The 16875-nt window shown below is 45.7% G+C and carries 12 protein-coding genes; 8 read left to right on the top strand and 4 right to left on the bottom strand.

The window, feature by feature from the left end; translation table 11 throughout:
- Window positions 1–178 precede the first annotated feature (178 nt).
- From V2H45_RS00520 to gcvT, 6 genes are all read left to right on the top strand, one after another.
- Window positions 179–883: a hypothetical protein gene (locus V2H45_RS00520; RefSeq protein WP_330481643.1), complete on the top strand. Its 705-nt coding sequence runs from the start codon at window positions 179–181 to the stop codon at window positions 881–883.
- A 130-nt stretch (window positions 884–1013) separates the two neighbouring features.
- The gene (locus V2H45_RS00515) at window positions 1014–4274 is read left to right on the top strand and encodes an OmpA family protein (RefSeq protein WP_330481642.1); all 3261 of its coding nucleotides are present in this window, start codon (window positions 1014–1016) and stop codon (window positions 4272–4274) included.
- Between the two features lie 148 nt (window positions 4275–4422).
- Window positions 4423–4956 (top strand): Rab family GTPase, encoded by a 534-nt coding sequence (locus V2H45_RS00510; protein ID WP_330481641.1) that lies wholly within the window; start codon window positions 4423–4425, stop codon window positions 4954–4956.
- On the top strand, window positions 4953–6854 hold the full coding sequence (locus V2H45_RS00505; RefSeq protein WP_330481640.1) for an adenylate/guanylate cyclase domain-containing protein: 1902 nt from the start codon (window positions 4953–4955) through the stop codon (window positions 6852–6854). The genes V2H45_RS00510 and V2H45_RS00505 overlap by 4 nt, the downstream gene beginning before the upstream one ends.
- A gap of 147 nt (window positions 6855–7001) precedes the next feature.
- Window positions 7002–9506 (top strand): PAS domain-containing hybrid sensor histidine kinase/response regulator, encoded by a 2505-nt coding sequence (locus tag V2H45_RS00500; RefSeq protein WP_330481639.1) that lies wholly within the window; start codon window positions 7002–7004, stop codon window positions 9504–9506.
- A 30-nt stretch (window positions 9507–9536) separates the two neighbouring features.
- Window positions 9537–10679 carry a glycine cleavage system aminomethyltransferase GcvT gene (gene gcvT / locus V2H45_RS00495; RefSeq protein ID WP_330481638.1) on the top strand — a complete coding sequence of 381 codons (1143 nt, stop codon included), beginning with the start codon at window positions 9537–9539 and terminating at the stop codon, window positions 10677–10679.
- A gap of 33 nt (window positions 10680–10712) precedes the next feature.
- On the opposite strand, the gene V2H45_RS00490 is transcribed toward gcvT, so the two are convergent.
- Together V2H45_RS00490 and V2H45_RS00485 are read right to left on the bottom strand one after the other, a co-directional pair.
- Window positions 10713–10943 (bottom strand): hypothetical protein, encoded by a 231-nt coding sequence (locus V2H45_RS00490; protein ID WP_330481637.1) that lies wholly within the window; start codon window positions 10941–10943, stop codon window positions 10713–10715.
- Between the two features lie 98 nt (window positions 10944–11041).
- Complete coding sequence (locus tag V2H45_RS00485) at window positions 11042–11386, bottom strand: translation initiation factor (protein ID WP_330481636.1); 345 nt, start codon at window positions 11384–11386, stop codon at window positions 11042–11044.
- 214 nt (window positions 11387–11600) lie between these two features.
- Between V2H45_RS00485 and V2H45_RS00480 the strand changes: the two genes are divergently transcribed.
- Window positions 11601–13289: an NAD-binding protein gene (locus tag V2H45_RS00480; protein ID WP_330481635.1), complete on the top strand. Its 1689-nt coding sequence runs from the start codon at window positions 11601–11603 to the stop codon at window positions 13287–13289.
- Between the two features lie 53 nt (window positions 13290–13342).
- Here the strand turns inward: V2H45_RS00480 and V2H45_RS00475 are convergent, their stop codons facing one another.
- Both V2H45_RS00475 and V2H45_RS00470 read right to left on the bottom strand, forming a co-directional pair.
- The gene (locus V2H45_RS00475) at window positions 13343–14467 is read right to left on the bottom strand and encodes an energy transducer TonB (protein ID WP_330481634.1); all 1125 of its coding nucleotides are present in this window, start codon (window positions 14465–14467) and stop codon (window positions 13343–13345) included.
- 17 nt (window positions 14468–14484) lie between these two features.
- Window positions 14485–14922 (bottom strand): ExbD/TolR family protein, encoded by a 438-nt coding sequence (locus V2H45_RS00470; RefSeq protein ID WP_330481633.1) that lies wholly within the window; start codon window positions 14920–14922, stop codon window positions 14485–14487.
- 386 nt (window positions 14923–15308) lie between these two features.
- Here V2H45_RS00470 and ctpC point away from each other — a divergent pair, with 386 nt between their 5' ends.
- On the top strand, window positions 15309–16589 hold the full coding sequence (gene ctpC, locus V2H45_RS00465; RefSeq protein WP_330481632.1) for a carboxyl-terminal processing protease CtpC: 1281 nt from the start codon (window positions 15309–15311) through the stop codon (window positions 16587–16589).
- The last annotated feature ends 286 nt before the right edge of the window (window positions 16590–16875 follow it).

The raw sequence follows: 16875 nt of genomic DNA, 5'->3' as shown, positions 1-16875 counted from the left end.
CCGTAATTGATAGGCAAACAATCAAGCTAATTAAATGCAGACAAACTTGCTATGGTAAAATCACACAAAAAGATGGTGGTTCTGCCTAAATTTTTTTTGGTTAAATTTTGAGTTGGACAGTTAACAATAACGGCAGAAATTTTCCAAATAGTTTTAGAGGTGTAAGCGAGGTACAAGCATGGGTGAAATTACAAGAGAGGAGATACGCGAGCGGCTGGGTAATATCGATCAAATTCGAGACATTATTTTTGGCGCACATTTGCGCGAATATACTAGCCGACTCGATAAATTAGAGTCCGATCTGGGCACGATGCAACAAGAAGTGCGCGATCGCATCAATGAAGTCAAAAATGTCCTCTCTATCGAATTGAAATCCGCAGTGGACTCGATTGATAAACGGCTAAAGGTAATTTCCGCAGCAACCCAAGAGGAAAGTGCCGATCTGCGCCAGCAGATCGATCGGGTAAATCGTAAATTTACCAATGGCATTGAAGCTCTTGATGAAGCAGTTGAAACCCAAAAGAATGCCCTCCGCGAAGAACTCACGGACACGCGCGATCGACTGCAAGAAGATATTCGAGAATTGAGAGCCCATGTGTTTGAAGAACTCGACAGACACTTCTCAATGCTCAAAGAGGTTAAGGTTTCCAAGGATGATATGGCAGAGATTCTGTTTGAACTGGGCATGAGGCTCAAGGGAACAGAATTTGTACCCGAACTCAAGGAAGCAGCCGAACTTGACTATGAGGATCTCGCACTACCTGAATCTGCACCTGCACCTAAGCGTAGTAGTTTGGGTTCAGATAGCGCTACGAGTACAACTGCTCCTGCTAGCACGCCGAGCAAAACTCCTAGCCGCTCAACCCGAACCACAAAAGCCTAAATTTCCGACCATTCGGGATTTGGGCGATTTTTACATAGCATCATAGTTTAGGGGCGATCTATCGGTTGCCCCTATCTTAATAAGTGAGATTCCTGTAATCTTGATCTTTAACGAACTAGTGTCATAGCCAATGACAAAAGAGTTTCCAAACAAAACATTTGAGTCAGATGCCCAACAAGATCCTGACTCGCTTGACTCTTTAGAGAACTTGCTACGTTTATTGGCAGATCTCAGCATCATCGATCGCGCTAAAAGAGAAAAAGCTGCTGCGGAAATTCAGAAAACCACCCTCCCCAACTCCGAAAACCCAAACGCCAGACTTCCCAACTCCAAAATCTCCCGATCTATACCCCAAAACTCCGAAACCTCAAACGCCGAGCACTCCAAGTCCAACTTCTCCGAACAAAGCAATAGTGGGGACTCTAACGGCAACGGACAGGATTACAGGCGCGATCGCCTGAGAGAAGTTCCTAACACAAACTCCTCTCGTCTTTCTAAGCTTGGCATAAGTGATGATTTAGCACCCATTCAGAAAGCCGAACAGAACCTCAGAACTTCAGCGCCAAGCAATACGAGGAATGCTAGCGGCAATGGGCAGGATTACCAACGCGATCGCTTGAGAGAATCTCCTAGTGCGGCATCCTCTCGGGTTTCCAAACTAACAGCGAACGATTTCGGGCGCGACGATCTTCAAAGCTCTGAACCACCACCGCGCAAAACATCAGAGCGAAGGGATTCAGAACAAAGGGATTCAGAGCAGAGGGATTTAGAGCGAAGAAACTTAGAGCAAGGGGATTTAGAGCAAAGGGATACTGGGCATTCTAACGGCAATGGGCAACGCGATCGCAGGTCAGAAATCCCTGCGGCTCCCATGGTGGCAGAGCAAAATTCCTACCGCGATCGCATTAAAAAAATCTTGGCGATGCCCGTGCAATCAGACTCCTCATTTCTTGAGAAGCTTCAGAATGCCAAGCTAGATAGCGATGCATCCCCTGCCATACCAAGCTTGTTGGATGATATCAAATTCCTTGAAATCCCCAGCATTCAACCAGAAAAGATTCCCGCTGATTTGACAAGCCCAACGGAAGTACCTCAAAAGCCCGTTCAGATCCCTCAGTTGGAGACCCAGTCTAACATTTCACCCGAATCAGACTTAGGCACATTTCGTCACCTATCCAAATTATTAGGCGATCTCAATGGCTTGGATAGTACGAAAAAGCCAGAAGATACTTCTATCCCACCTGAGAAACCTAAGGCGGCTGATGAGACTGCTCAGCTACAGGTTCTACAGAATATTTTAGTCGAGCCCGAATTGGTTCAAGTTCGCAACTTTTTGGAAACGGTAGAACTGAAGTTAACGACCCTAGAACATCAGGTGAATGACCCCGCCTTAGAACTCAAGCTCAAAGAACTGGAAACCCAGATGAGCGACACCTCAGAGATTGGGGATATGCAGAGAAAAATGGCAGAGATGGCAAGTCAGCAAACAAACTTGTTAACCAACTTTCCCACAGAGCTAGCCAATCTCAGACAGCGATTGATGGAGGTCGAGCAAAATCTCTACGAGCCCGAACAACTTGTAAATTTGTTAATGCCAGTAATTGTCGAACTGCTTAACCGTAAAATATCAGAGTCTAAAGAGGATATCAGCCAGGCGATCGTACCGATCATTGATAGCGTGATTCATCAACGCACGCAGGAGGATAAGGTTGCCATGAGTAATGCCTTGGCTGAAATTATTCCCGCTGCCATCTCCCAACAGATTCAAAACTCTCCCAAAGAAATTGCCAAAGCGATCGGCCCTGAAATTGGTGCTGCCATTCAAGAACAAATTCGTCTCGATAAAGATGTGATTGCCAATGCGCTTGCACCTGAGATGGGAGCGGCAATTAAACAGCAGATTTTATTAGAGCGTGATGCCATGGTTGATGCCCTCTATCCTGTGATTGGGAACACGATCAGCAAGTATCTGTCGGAAGCGATTCGTGCGATCAACGAGCGTGTTGAGAGAACCTTTAGTCTAGAAGGCATGCAACGCAAGATGCGAGCCAAGATGCAAGGGGTATCTGAAGCCGAGTTAATTCTCAAAGAGTCGATGCCCTATGAAGTGCAGGCTGTGTTCTTAATTCAGAAAGATTCTGGTTTGGTGATGGTCGATCTACAGAAAAGGAGCGACGACCCTGAATTCCCAGCTTTAGAGTCAGACATGGTCGCAGGGATGTTAACGGCAATTCGCACCTTTGTAAATGACTGTATTGCTCGCTCGGGTAATGTTTCGGAATTAGATGAGATTGACTATGGCGGTTCCAAAATTGTTTTAGAAGTGGCGGGATATTGCTATTTGGCAGTGGTAATTCAAGGGGAACCCGATAAGAAGTTTATCTTAAAAATACGCAACACGCTTTCAGAGTTGATTCAGAAACATGATAAGTGGATCGAGCAGTTTGATGGCGATTCCAGTACCATTCCATCGGCAGTGTATAAACTGTTACAACCCTTACTCGACAAGCCCGATCCCGAGAAATCGACAAAATCCAATCGAGGTTTATTGATTGTTGGTTTCGTAGTACTAGGGCTAATCCTTGTGCCTTGGGGCTTTTATCAATATCGCAATGGTGTCGATCGCCGCCTTGAGGCAAAAACTACGAATGCGATCGCTTCCACTCCAGAGTTGGCGGTCTATCGCTTAAATGTGGCTGCCAATGGAGAGCGGCTACAACTCTCAGGACAATTGCCCAATCAATATCTGCGCGATCGCGCCGCCCAAGTAACCCAACGAGTCATCCTCGCTGAAAATCCCCAATTAACGATTGATAATCAGATTTTTGCGGTCGATGTTCCCCCCGACCCCGTACTTGCCGCTGCAGAGGTACAGCGGGTTACGGCGCTTTTAAATCAGACAGCGGGAACCGCGATCGCGACCAGCTTTAAAGTGGACAAGATTACGATTACAGGCAAAGTGACCGAACCCGCGATCGCCGATCGGATCACCCAAGCCCTAGCGCAGATCCCTGGGGTGAAATACATTACCAACACGGTTACCATCCAGCCACCCGAGCTGACAACACGCATTTATTTCTATACAGGGTTGGCTGATTTGCGCCCAGAAGACACGGTAAGAATCTTGGAGGTTACTGCCTTTTTAGAGCGGTATCCCAGCTATAACCTTAAGATTTTGGGTAGAAGCGATCCCATCGGCGATCCATTTTCCAATCAGCAGTTAGCCAGCGATCGAGGGCAATCGGTCTATAATGCATTGGTTCAACGGGGCATAGATCGAAAACGGCTACAGGTGATTGGGCTAGACTATCATCTCAGTAGCACCGATCCTAAAGAACCTCTGTGGATGGCAAGGAGGGTAGAATTTGTGCCTGTCCTATCTGTACGCTAGGCTTTCACTAGGTAAAGAGCGGCGAGCGGAGCCGAAAAGCCTCTTTTGTCATCGGGTACAATGCTTAGACCTGATTATGAGCGCCATAATCTCGATATACTGCTAGGGTTGCAATATTTCACATTTGAGGGCTATTTAAGCTGAATTTATGTCAACCATCTCGAAAAAAATGTGCATGATTGGTGACTTTGGTGTGGGTAAAACCAGCTTAATCTGCAGATTTGTCGATCGCTCCTTTAGCGATCAATATCTTTCGACGGTGGGAGTCAAAATTTCGCGCAAAATGCTTGAATTATCTAATCCCAATCAGCAAGATCAGTTAAATCTGCAAGTACTGATCTGGGATATTGAAGGAAGTACAAAATTTAAGGCGATCGCACCTAGTTATCTACAGGGTTCAAAGGGTGCGTTAATTGTTGCCGATGTCACTCGTCCTGAAACTCTCTCAAATTTATCGCAACATATTAAATTGTTTTTATCGGTGAACCCCAAAGGTTACGCGATCGTGGCACTCAACAAAGCTGATTTGGTAGAACCTGAGAAATTAGCCAAACTTTTAGAAATTTATCAGTTTCCCGAGCAAAATCGGGTGTTAGGGGTACAGGCGACTTCTGCCAAGCTAGGTGATGGCGTCGATCAAATTTTCCATAAGCTTGCCCATAGTATGGTTCAACCTGAATGAACTCCACAGCCACCAAACTGCTTCTACCTCATCATATTGAGTACCTCATCGTAGATCAGAACTTGGTGATTCAATTTGCTTCGGTAGCGATCGCCCGCTTTGTCGAGTTTGAGGAAGATATTGAGGTTGGTCAAGATATCCGATTGGCTTTTCCTGAACTGTTTGGCTACGAAGAAATTTTGATGGCGATTGTTGCAGGCGATCGCGCGAATTTCGAGTTGAAAGCCGTGACCCGTATTTTAGAGAATCGGGATGTGCATCAACAACCAAACCTTAACCAAGATTTTAACAGTTCCTTAGATTCTGAAAATTTCGAGATTCCTAGAATCAATTCACCCATTTATATCGATATCTATATCAATAAAATTGCCGATCTCTCAGATTGCCTTGTGGTGTTTGTCGAAGAAGTTACCGATAAGATGGCGCTCGAACAAGCACTCGTTCAGAGCCTCAATGAAATGCATCTACTGGCAGGGGCTTTAGATACTTCCAGTCACTATATCGATCAAGTCATTGCCTCTATGGCAGAGGCTTTGTTGCTTGTTACGCCCTCTGGCAAGATTAAAACCGTCAATCAATCCGCTCAAAGTCTATTTGGCTACACATCCGAGGAGCTAGTCAACCAGTCATTATCCTTATTGAGTAACGATCCCAAGCTATTGATTCTCGACCGAGAGCAAACCCAAAGAATGGAGGCTGTTTGCCGCAGAAAAGACGGTGAATGCCTATTGATTTCGTTTTCTCGCACGGTCTTTTTTGTAGAACCAGATAGCTCGCCAACTTGGATCTATATCGGTCGGGATATTACCGATCGCAAATATCGCGAAGTCAAACTTTTAGAAAATGAAGAGCTTTATCGCGTCTTGTTTGAAAGCGTGATCGATCTTATGTTTGAAAATACGAGCGATCTGATCCAGTGGGTCACCTCTGAAGGGCAGTTTGTCTATATCAATCATGCATGGCGAGATACATTGGGTTACACCCTAGAGGATGCCACTCCTTCCTCTATTTTTGAAATTATCCATCCTGACTGCCAAACAGAATTTCGAGAGAATTTTGATGCTGTTCTTGCGGGGGAGAGCATTGAACAAATTGTGGCGGTATTGTGTGCTAAAGATAATCAAAAGATCTGGGCTGAAGGCACAATTAATTGTAAGTTCAGTGAAGGTAAGCCCATGGCGGTCTTGGTGATTTTTCGAGATATCACCCCGCGTTTAAAAATTGAGGCACTTTTAAACCAAGAGAAAAAAAATACAGAACGCTTGCTACTAAATATCTTGCCAGCACCAATTGTGGCGCAATTAAAACAATTAGATGCCAATACAAATATCAACCCCAGTGAAGCTGTAATTGCCCAACATTTTGCAGATACCACCGTTCTATTTGCCGATATTGTCGGCTTTACCCAAATTGCTGCAACACTCAACCCAACATCCCTGATAGACTTGCTCAACCACATCTTTTCTGTTTTCGATCGCCTTACCGAAAAACATGGGTTAGAAAAAATCAAAACCATCGGAGATGCCTATATGGTGGTGGGGGGAGTACCAATGCCAAAAATCGATCACGCCGAAGCGATCGCAGATATGGCTTTAGATATGCAGGGGGCGATCGCGCAGTTTCAACTGGCAGGCATTCCGTTTAGTATGCGCATCGGTATCCATACTGGCCCTGTAATTGCGGGGGTAATTGGGATCAAAAAATTCATTTACGATCTCTGGGGTAATACGGTCAATATTGCTAGTCGAATGGAATCCCAAGGTAAGCCACGAAAAATTCAAGTTACAGATACCACCTATGAGCGCTTAAAGGAGCGATATATTTTGCAAGAGCGTGGTATGGTGCGGATTAAAGGGAAAGGGGATATCAAGACCTATTGGTTGATAGGTAAAAAATAAATAAGAAACGGATAAAAAATAGATAAGAAACAGGCAAAAAATAGACAAGAAGCAAGGGGAAGGCAATTTGTCAAATAAGATATAAGTAGTAAAAGATAAGAGTTCTTAACAGCGATCGCGCAGCAATGCATGGGTAACCTATAGGTAATGAAACAGTCGAGTCTTCTCAAAAAGCTTTTAGTACCACCACAAAGGTCATACCTTGTGGTGAATCGAAATTTAGTGATTGTTGAAGAATCCTACGGCGTCCAAAGATTTGCTGGGCTCATTATTAAGGTGGCGATCGGACAGGATGTCAGGCTTTGTTTCCCAGAATTGATTGGACTTGAGCGCATCCTTGATGAAATTTGGCAAGGAGAACGATCTGGTTTTGAACTAAAAAGCATTAATCGCGCCCAAGTCAAAGGTGAACCCATCTATTTTGATATTTATATTCTGAGTGCCTTTGATACCGAAGAAAATCAGACCATTCTGATCTGGTTCGAAGATGTATCAGAAAAGATGAACATGACGCAAAAGTTGGTACATCGAGCCAACGAAGCGGAGTTGCTATCTCATACACTAGCCACAACCAATGACTATATTGATAAGATTATTGGTTCGATGGCTGATGCCCTTTTGGTTACCACCACCACGGGCAAAATCAAAACCTTTAATCAAGCAGCCCAAGAGCTATTTGGTTACAGCCGAGAGGAATTGCAAGATCTGGCGATCGCGCAACTTATCCTCGACACCAAATTTCTGGAACGAGTCCATCAACAACAGGCCCTCACCGACAAACATTTTCTCGAAAGTACAGAAACAATCTGCCAAACCAAAGATAGTACTGATATTTTAGTTTCCTTTTCCTGCTCGATCATTAAGACCGATCAAGAAGGCATCTTTAACTATGTTTATGTGGGGCGAGATATCACTGAACTAAAACGCACAGAAAATGAACTCAATTTGGCGCGCCAGCAGGCCGAACAATCTGCCCAAGCCAAAGGCATCTTTTTAGCAAACATGAGTCATGAGATTCGGACGCCCATGAATGGGGTCTTGGGCATGACCGACCTGCTCTTAGAAACGACTTTGACCTCCGAACAAAGAGACTATGTTGAAAGCATTCGTATGAGTGGGGATTTTCTCCTGAGTCTAATTAATGAAATCCTCGATTTCTCAAAACTCGAAGCAGGGGAAATGCAGCTAGAAGTCATTGATTTCAACCTGATTAAGTGCGTTGAAGATGTGATGGAACTGCTAGCTCCACAGGCCCATAAAAAAGGACTGGAAATCAATACCTTGATCGAGAGACAGGTTCCGATCTATTTGCGTGGTGATGTCGGTCGTTTGCGTCAAATTCTCACAAATCTAGTTAGCAATGCGATCAAATTTACAGCTCAAGGTGAAGTTATCCTCTCCATAGAAGTATCTAATGCAGATCTTCCTCTAGCCCGTGAGTCAGATCGGGGTGAAGGTCAGGAATCAGGTTGCGAACTTCTGTTTTCGGTAACAGATACAGGTATTGGCATAGCCAAACAGCATCAAAACAAGCTATTTACCTCCTTCTCTCAAGTCGATCCTTCCACAACCCGTAAATATGGTGGCACCGGTTTGGGCTTGGCGATTTCCAAGCAACTCGTTACGTTGATGTCAGGAAGGATTGGGCTAGAAAGTCCGATTTTAAACGATCGCGGTTCGCAGTTTTGGTTTAAAGTTCCTTTCTTGCTACAACCAGCTAAGGGTGAGGGTCGTCATGACACTAAAACGGAACAATTTAAAGGGCGATCGCTACTACTTATCGATCAAAATGCCAATAGTCGCAGGGCGATTTTTGAACAGTTGACACAATTAGGAATTGCGGTGCAAGCAACTGATAGTGCCACATCAGCTTGGGAATTGCTTCTGAAAACTGATGGGTCAGATCGCCTTACGAGTCAACTTGGCTATGACGGCATTTTAATCGACTTCAAGATGGAACCAACGGATGGAATTGCGCTGAGTCGTCAAATTCTTTCCATTCCCATTCTTGCGAATTTACCACTGATTTTGATGATTCACACCAATCAACGCCATCTTGTTTCGGAAGCTTTAAATGCAGGCTTTAATGGCTATTTGGTCAAGCCACTCAAATTCTCGCGTTTGATGCAAGCGATCGCCGATGCTTGGGAAATACCTCTTGACTCCACAATTCCAGAAAGTCTATACGCACAATCTAGGAAAACTTCCTCTTTACTTCCCCAAGATCGCAACGCTTCTGATTTGAGGATTCTGATCGCTGAAGATAATCTGGTCAATCAAAAGGTAGCCCTCAAGCATCTCGAGCAGATGGGTTATGTTACCGAGGTGGTCAATAATGGCGTTGAGGTGCTTGAAGTCATGAAAATCAGAACCTTCGATATTGTTTTTATGGATTGTCAAATGCCACTTTTGGATGGCTATGCCACCACCCATGAAATTCGTCGGTGGGAAAATGCAAATCCTACACAACATCGAACCGTAATTATTGCGATGACTGCCAATGCCTTAAAGGAAGACTGCGATCGCTGTCTAGCCGCAGGTATGGATGACTATCTCAGTAAGCCATTGCGTCGAGAGTTGCTGCAATCGAAGCTATCCGATTGGGCAACTCGAATTCAGCCGCGAACGCAAGCGACGATCGCCGACCGCTAAAATTTACAGTAAGGACTTCAAAAAATAATCATGACTGCTATTCCAACCACTCCACTCAAGCAAATGCCTTTATATGACCTGCATTTAGCCGCAGGAGCGCGTATTGTCGAATTTGGTGGTTGGTCAATGCCCGTACAATACAAGGGAATTGTTGCAGAACATCAAGCCGTGCGATCGGGAGTGGGAATATTTGACGTATCGCATATGGGAAAATTCACCCTGATTGGAGAGGGCGTATTAAAAGCTTTGCAGCAGATCGTTCCTTCCAATTTGGCGCGATTGCAAGCAGGTCAAGCCCAGTATACGGTTTTGTTAAATCCAGAAGCTGGCATCATCGACGATGTGATTTTCTATCGTCATGCTGACATAGAGAATTCTGCTGGCAAGTCAGAACATTGGTCGGTGATTGTGAATGCTTCTACCACAACCAAAGACAAAACTTGGATTGAGAACCACTTGAATCATTTGGGTAGCGATCGCGCCGCTATCCAATTCTTCGATAATTCCAACGAACAGATACTTTTGGCAATTCAAGGGCCTCAAGCACTTACCACCTTGCAACCCCTGATCGCAGAGGATCTGAGTCAACTCAAACGATTTGGGCATCGGCAAGCCCATGTCTTAGGTACGCCTAGCTTTGTAGCGCGGACTGGTTATACGGGTGAGGATGGCTGTGAAATCATGACCGATATTGCGACGGGGCGACTACTATGGCAAAAACTGCTCGATCTGGGCGTGGTTCCCTGCGGTTTAGGCTGTCGTGATACCCTGCGTTTAGAGGCAGGTATGCACCTGTACGGTCAAGATATGAATGACTCAACTACGCCCTTAGAAGCCGATTTGGGCTGGGTCGTACATTTGGCAGAGAAGGGAGACTTTATCGGGCGATCGCCTCTGGAACAGCAAAAAGCCTCGGGTATACAGCGCAAACTGGTGGCATTGGAAATGGAAGGTCGGAATATTGCCCGTCACGATTACCCCATTTGCTATGACGGTGAGACGGTTGGCATTGTAACGAGTGGAACCATGTCACCAACCTTGGGAAAAGCGATCGCTTTGGGCTATGTGCCTACGGCATTAGCAAAACTCGGACAATCGTTGCAAGTGCAAATTAGAAATCAAGCATATCCTGCACGGGTGGTCAAACGCACTTTCTATAAACCCGCAAATTAAACCCGCAAATTAAACTAGCAGATTGATAGCAGATTAGGAAGGGTCTTTAGAATTGGCAGCCTTGAGTACGAGAACATCCAACGCGATCGCGACGGAAACTCCCAAGGGAATTGCCACATTCACGCCCTCTTTGCAAATTTTAGAAGTATCGAAATCTGCCCCACAGGATTTGCTGCCGATGTGCCACTCCATGAGCCCCACCCAACCGCTTAAAATAATCACCAAGGTCACCAAAGGCAAAAAGTGATTTGTTGTAATCTTCATGGCTGATCTAACTTTGTTAACGCTTTCGTCAGTATCGGAGACAATTTACTTGGGTAGGCGATCGCTTGTGCTAGTTCTCTAACTGACACATGCCAAATTTAGCCGCCACTGATTTTGGCTTTGTAGCCTAGGTCGAGCAAAATCTTCTGAATCTTAGGGGCGTGATCGCCTTGAATTTCAATTTCATTGTCCTTAATCGTGCCACCTGCGCCGCACTGCGCCTTGAGTTGTTTCATCAGCGCATTTAAGGTTTCGGGCTTTACCTGAAATCCTGAGATCGTGGTGACGGTTTTGCCTTTGCGTCCCTTACGCGAAGCCTGAACGCGCAAATTTTGCTCTTTGGGTGGCAACTCTTGGGCGGGGCGTTCAAATGCCTGCTCTTGGCTGGCAGAACCAAATTCCTGATAGACAATGCGGGGCTTGGCTGATTTGTCGCTACTCATGCGTCAATTGGGGCTAAAGGTTACAGCTTTTTATGGGTGTTGATTCTGACTGTTCGCGGAATCGATCGAACAGAATTTATATTACTCAAGGTTAGCGTAAAGCGATCGAGAATTCATCCAGCTCTAGTGCTTTCAGCTACATTCCTCGCGATCGCATTCCCGCACAATAAAAAATAGACCAGTTTTAGGATTACGCTGCGGAAGTTACCTAAACATGAAACCACGAATCATTGTCTGTGGCTTAGAGCGCACGGGCTTTAAAATTCTTACCTTGCTCCAACGTCAGGGAGCCTTTGTTGTCGGAATTAACGATCGCCCGATTCGTAATGCGGATGCTGAGATCGTGGTTGGGGAATTGCAAGCAGCCGAAACCCTACTTGCTGCGGGCATTCGAGATGCACAAACCCTGATTTTAGCCTCATCCGATGAAGCCCTCAATCTCACTATTTTGATGCAGGCAAGGGTGCTAAATCCCCATGTCCGCATTATCAACCGTCTATTTAATACCAGTTTGGGAGTGCGGCTCGATTTAACCCTGCCCGACCACTTGACCATGAGCGTGGCAGCCTTAGCAGCACCTGTATTTACATTTAGTGCGATCGGCAGCGAAGCCATTGGGCAATTGCGTCTATTCAATCAAACCTGGCCGATTCACGAAGAATATATTGACGAACGCCATCCTTGGCGCGGCAAGAAACTTTCAGAATTGTGGGAAGATCGCACGCGCATGTTGATCTACTATTTGCCCATCGATGATTCCGTCGATTTGGTCACCGCCGTAGTGCATGGGCGACATCTGCGTTTGGGCGATCGCCTCTTGATTGGCACGCAACCCAGTGTCAGAAGTGACTCAAAGTCTCTATTCCAGCGCATAAGCAAACTGCTAACCAGTTTCAAGCATTTTCAGCAGCACAGCCGCTCCATTCTTTTGGTGGCACTGGCGCTATTGCTGACGATTTTCTCGGCAACCATGGTTTATACCAGCTTTCAAATGGATGTTTCGCTGGTCGATGCCCTTTCTTTTTCGGTGGGAATGGTTACGGGGGCTGGGGGAAATGACAAAGTGCTGGTCAATTCTCCCGATAGCATCAAAATCTTTACGATCGTGATGACCATTGTGGGAACGGGGGTAATTGGGATTTGGTATGCCCTGCTCAATGACTTTATCTTAGGTACGCGCCTGCGGCAGGTTTTAGATGCCGCGAGAATTCCCCAACGCGGACACTTCATCATCTGTGGTTTGGGTAGCATTGGTGTCCAAATTGCCACGCAATTGCTAGGCTATGGCTATGAAGTTTTAATTATCGAACGCGACACTGCCAATCGATTTTTAGATACGGTGCGATCGCTGGGCATTCCTGTCATTCATGGCGATGCCAGCCTACCCGTGGCACTAAAAACCGCCAATTTAGAGAATGCTGAATGTCTGTTGGCGGTCACTAGTAACGATACGGCTAATTTAGAAATAGCCCTCAATGCCAAGGGACTAGCGCCAAGATGCCGCGTCGTCGTGCGCTACGAAGATCCCGACCATGCCCGCATGGCGCAGCAGGTATTTGAGTTTGAAGCGGTCTTGAGTCCACCTGAAATTGCCGCGCCTGCCTTTGCTGCCTCAGCATTGGGTGGCAGAATTTTAGGCAATGGCATTGTATCGGATAGTTTATGGGTGGCTTTGGCGACCCTGATCACCCCCAATCATCCCTTTTGTGGCAAGTTGGTCAAAGAGGCAGCGATGTTATCTGACTTTGTGCCGCTTTACGTGGAAACGAATTCGCAAAGTTTGCATGGATGGAACCTCCTCGAAGCCGTTCTCGGGGCTGGAGACATTCTTTATCTGACCATGCCAGCCACTCGCCTAGAGCAACTGTGGCGGGTAACACCCTTTCAGGTAGCAGCAAATTAACCCATGTGCTCCCGAAATTCCTATATCCAAAGAATGCTTAAATCTTCATTGACTTAGGGAAAAGAAAATTTAATTGTGACATAGCGGTACTTGCCCTTGTGTTCTTCTTCCTTAATCGGCTGAAATTTGTCGTAGTATCCACTTACCGTTTCTCGCACGACTTTATCAATCTCAGCAACTTTACTGGGCTTAAAGAAGATATCTTCAACCTTGCCATTGGGCGCAACCAAAAGCGCAACCTCAGCCGTACCCTGCTTCCCATTCACCTCAGCAGTTTTAGGTGGAATCCACATGACACCTTTCTCGACTTTTGCCGCTGAAATATTGGCGGAGCTAGGTGCAATCTCCGTAAACATGATGTTGGAGCCTCCGATCTTACTGATAACGGTCACAATTGTTAGATCGGTTAATACTCTCTCATTCTTAAAAGTAGTAGTTTGTCCCGTATTGGCAGGATTTGTAGAAGGAGTTACTGGAGTACCCGCACCAAGTACATCATTCCCTTTAAATTCTGGCTTGAGGTTGTTCTCCTTTGGTGTCGGCTTTACAGGTTTTTTCGTGTTGTCAATGGGAGGATCATTTTCGTCTGGAACGGTGGTTAAAGGTCTACGGGTTTCCCTTGGCTCAGTTCTCGTTTCTACAGGCAAAGCGTCATCAGGTGTGAGTGGAACTGTAGATAATGGGAACGGAAATGGATCGGAGGATGTATTAAAGTTGATTAAGGGATTGGTAGTAAAAGGAGAAGACGTAGAAGGACGAGATGTAAGAGGATTAAATCCAAAAGGAAATTTTGGATCTGGCTTAGAGCTTGTAGAAAGAGGTGTCTTAGCAGGAAGATTTACCACAGGAATTGTAGAAATCACTTCGGTTTCCTTTGGCTTTTCTACCTTTTTGATCGGGTTAGGGGCAAGCAACAAAAATGCCGTATGAATTCCCGCAGAGACGAGGATGAGGAACCAAAAGAGGTTTTTGGAAATTAGATCTGCGAGCGAGCTACCAACTTTACCACTGGTTTCCCGTACTGAGAATTTGGAGAATTGAGGGAATTTAGGAAATTTAGATACTTTCAATACTGTCGTACTAGATGGCTCGGTTGGTGAATTGCCAGACGTCAAGTCTTCAGATGCGGGGGGGACATCCTTAGGTATTTGAAATGGAAATTTGGAAGGTGGTTTCATATCTTTAAATTTGTGCTTTACGAACGCGAAGTGGCGATCGCGACGCGATCGCCTGCTATACGACGAAGATCGGCCAGTCGATTGACTACCTGTTGATAAGTCACATTTTTATCTTCAGCACTCATCACGATCAATCCTTGAGGATATTTGGCTATATGTAATCTTACAACTTGCTCTAGGGCAGCGGCATCTAAGACATTGCCATCCACCAATGTACGTCCCATATTATCTAGCGTCACAATCAACATATTCTGTTGAGACTGGGTATTATCTGCCCCTGTGCTTGCGGCACTACTATTATTTGCCACGGGTAGATCGACCCCAACCCGTGAGGGTGTTGCCAAACCTGCCGAAATCATTACAAAAAACGCCAAGATCGAAAACACCACATCCAATAAGGCTGTGATATTGATTTCTGCCCCTGAGGGAGCGCTATATCTTGAGCGAATTTTCATACTTAGCTCATTACCTCATCTCTCATTAGTATCTTAGTATCACAAACTTAGGGATTCTAATAGGGAAAAATGGCACAAGAAATTTAAATACAGCCGCTAACGGGATAGCTCGCGTTCAAAATTTATTTGCTCATGTTCGATCGGCATAAACTACCCTAAATCCTTAATGATTCTTAGCTCTACGTTCATCGCCTTACCTTTTTAAAACCACTAATCCAAAAGTAGACGATGGATTTATGAAGGTGTTCCCATCCACCTAAAGGAGTGTTTTTAAGTTGTTTTTTAAGTAAGTATTACGCAGCCCTCACCACCGATAAACCTGTGCTAAAGTACACTATTATCCTCATACACACTGCGTTAATCTCTTAACCACCCAAGAAATAGTCATGGCAAAACGTGGACTTGTGCTCAGTACAACAGCAGCATTAGCAGCAGCAGTTGCAGTCGTAGGCTTTCAGTTAGCAAACCCCAGTATAGCGGCATTTCGAGATAGTCCCAAAGAAGTCGTGGATGAGGTGTGGCAGATTATCAATCGGGACTACGTTGACGGTACATTTAACAAAGTTGACTGGCGACAAGTCAGAAAGCAGTTTGTGGAAAACCGCGATTATGCTTCTAAAGCTGAAGCATATCGGGCTGTGCGGGAAATGCTCAAATTGCTGGACGATCCCTACACGCGCTTTATGGATCCAGAGCAGTTTAAGAGCATGCAAATTGACACCTCTGGCGAACTTACGGGGGTAGGGATTCAGCTAGGCATGGACGAAGCAACGAAACAGTTGATCGTCGTTTCACCCATCGAAGACTCTCCTGCGGCTAAGGCAGGTGTTATGTCTAAGGACATTGTGGTATCGATCGCAGGTCAAAGCACCGAAGGCATGGATATCAATAAGGCAGTATCCCTGATTCGCGGGCCTGCGGGTAGTAAGGTTACCTTAGGAATTAAGCGGGGCGAACGTCAGTTTGATGTAGAACTACAACGCGCCAAGATTGAAATTCACCCAGTTGTCGCAGAAGTGCGAGACACGCCGATTGGCAAGGTTGGCTACATTCGTCTCAGACAGTTTAATGCCAATGCTGCCAGCGATATGCGTAAGGCAATTCAGCAACAAGCCAATCAAAGCGTGACGGGTTACATTTTAGACCTGCGTTCTAACCCAGGTGGTTTACTTTACTCCAGTGCTGAGATTGCCCGTATGTGGCTAGACAATGCCACAATCGTCTCGACCATTGACCGTAAAGGTGAAAGCGAAAGGTTGACGGCAAATCATCAATCCCTCACTGATAAACCACTCGTGGTTTTGGTGGATGGTGGTTCGGCTAGTGCTAGCGAAATTTTGTCTGGCGCATTGCAAGACAACAAACGTGCAGTTCTCGTAGGAACGCAAACCTTTGGCAAGGGCTTGGTGCAGTCTGTCCATTCCCTCAGCGATGGCTCGGGGATGGCAGTCACGATCGCCAAGTATTACACACCCAATGGCACGGACATCAACCACTCTGGAATTAAGCCAGACTACGTGTTAGAGCTAAGCAAAGCAGATCGAGAACGCTTAAGTGGCGATCGCGAACTGATCGGCACGCTCTCCGATCCTCAATTTGCAAAAGCCGTTGAAGTTCTAAACGCGAAAGTCCAAAACCCTCAAACGCCTTCTGCAAGCCGTCCCTAAGCCTATTACCGAGTAGTCAGACCCAACTATCTGACTACTCAGCTTGCGGAAGGCTTTATCTCTCAAAATTACAGGGAATAGGCAACTGGCAAACCTTCAGCCAGATTTTCACTGTCTTGTACAAATATCTGACCAGCAGCATTATTTAGTAATTAACATCCGTTTGGGATAAGAAAGCCTGAAACGCTAGACATCCCAAGGATCCCCCCGCCACCCTTTTTCAAGGGTGGCGGGATTTACTTGTCCCCCTTTTTCAAGGAGGATGCCTGATAGGGCAGGGGGGATC

The sequence above is a fragment of the Tumidithrix elongata BACA0141 genome (assembly GCF_036349135.1).
Lineage (GTDB): Bacteria > Cyanobacteriota > Cyanobacteriia > Pseudanabaenales > Pseudanabaenaceae > Tumidithrix > Tumidithrix elongata.
The sequence above is the reverse complement of the archived record's forward strand: the minus strand, read 5'-3'. Positions and strand labels throughout refer to the sequence as shown.

Coding starts and splice junctions, on each gene's coding strand:
- V2H45_RS00520 (WP_330481643.1), top strand. CDS start 179: ATGGGTGAAATTACAAGAGAGGAGATACGCGAGCGGCTGGGTAATATC.
- V2H45_RS00515 (WP_330481642.1), top strand. CDS start 1,014: ATGACAAAAGAGTTTCCAAACAAAACATTTGAGTCAGATGCCCAACAA.
- V2H45_RS00510 (WP_330481641.1), top strand. CDS start 4,423: ATGTCAACCATCTCGAAAAAAATGTGCATGATTGGTGACTTTGGTGTG.
- V2H45_RS00505 (WP_330481640.1), top strand. CDS start 4,953: ATGAACTCCACAGCCACCAAACTGCTTCTACCTCATCATATTGAGTAC.
- V2H45_RS00500 (WP_330481639.1), top strand. CDS start 7,002: ATGAAACAGTCGAGTCTTCTCAAAAAGCTTTTAGTACCACCACAAAGG.
- gcvT (WP_330481638.1), top strand. CDS start 9,537: ATGACTGCTATTCCAACCACTCCACTCAAGCAAATGCCTTTATATGAC.
- V2H45_RS00490 (WP_330481637.1), bottom strand. CDS start 10,943: ATGAAGATTACAACAAATCACTTTTTGCCTTTGGTGACCTTGGTGATT.
- V2H45_RS00485 (WP_330481636.1), bottom strand. CDS start 11,386: ATGAGTAGCGACAAATCAGCCAAGCCCCGCATTGTCTATCAGGAATTT.
- V2H45_RS00480 (WP_330481635.1), top strand. CDS start 11,601: ATGAAACCACGAATCATTGTCTGTGGCTTAGAGCGCACGGGCTTTAAA.
- V2H45_RS00475 (WP_330481634.1), bottom strand. CDS start 14,467: ATGAAACCACCTTCCAAATTTCCATTTCAAATACCTAAGGATGTCCCC.
- V2H45_RS00470 (WP_330481633.1), bottom strand. CDS start 14,922: ATGAAAATTCGCTCAAGATATAGCGCTCCCTCAGGGGCAGAAATCAAT.
- ctpC (WP_330481632.1), top strand. CDS start 15,309: ATGGCAAAACGTGGACTTGTGCTCAGTACAACAGCAGCATTAGCAGCA.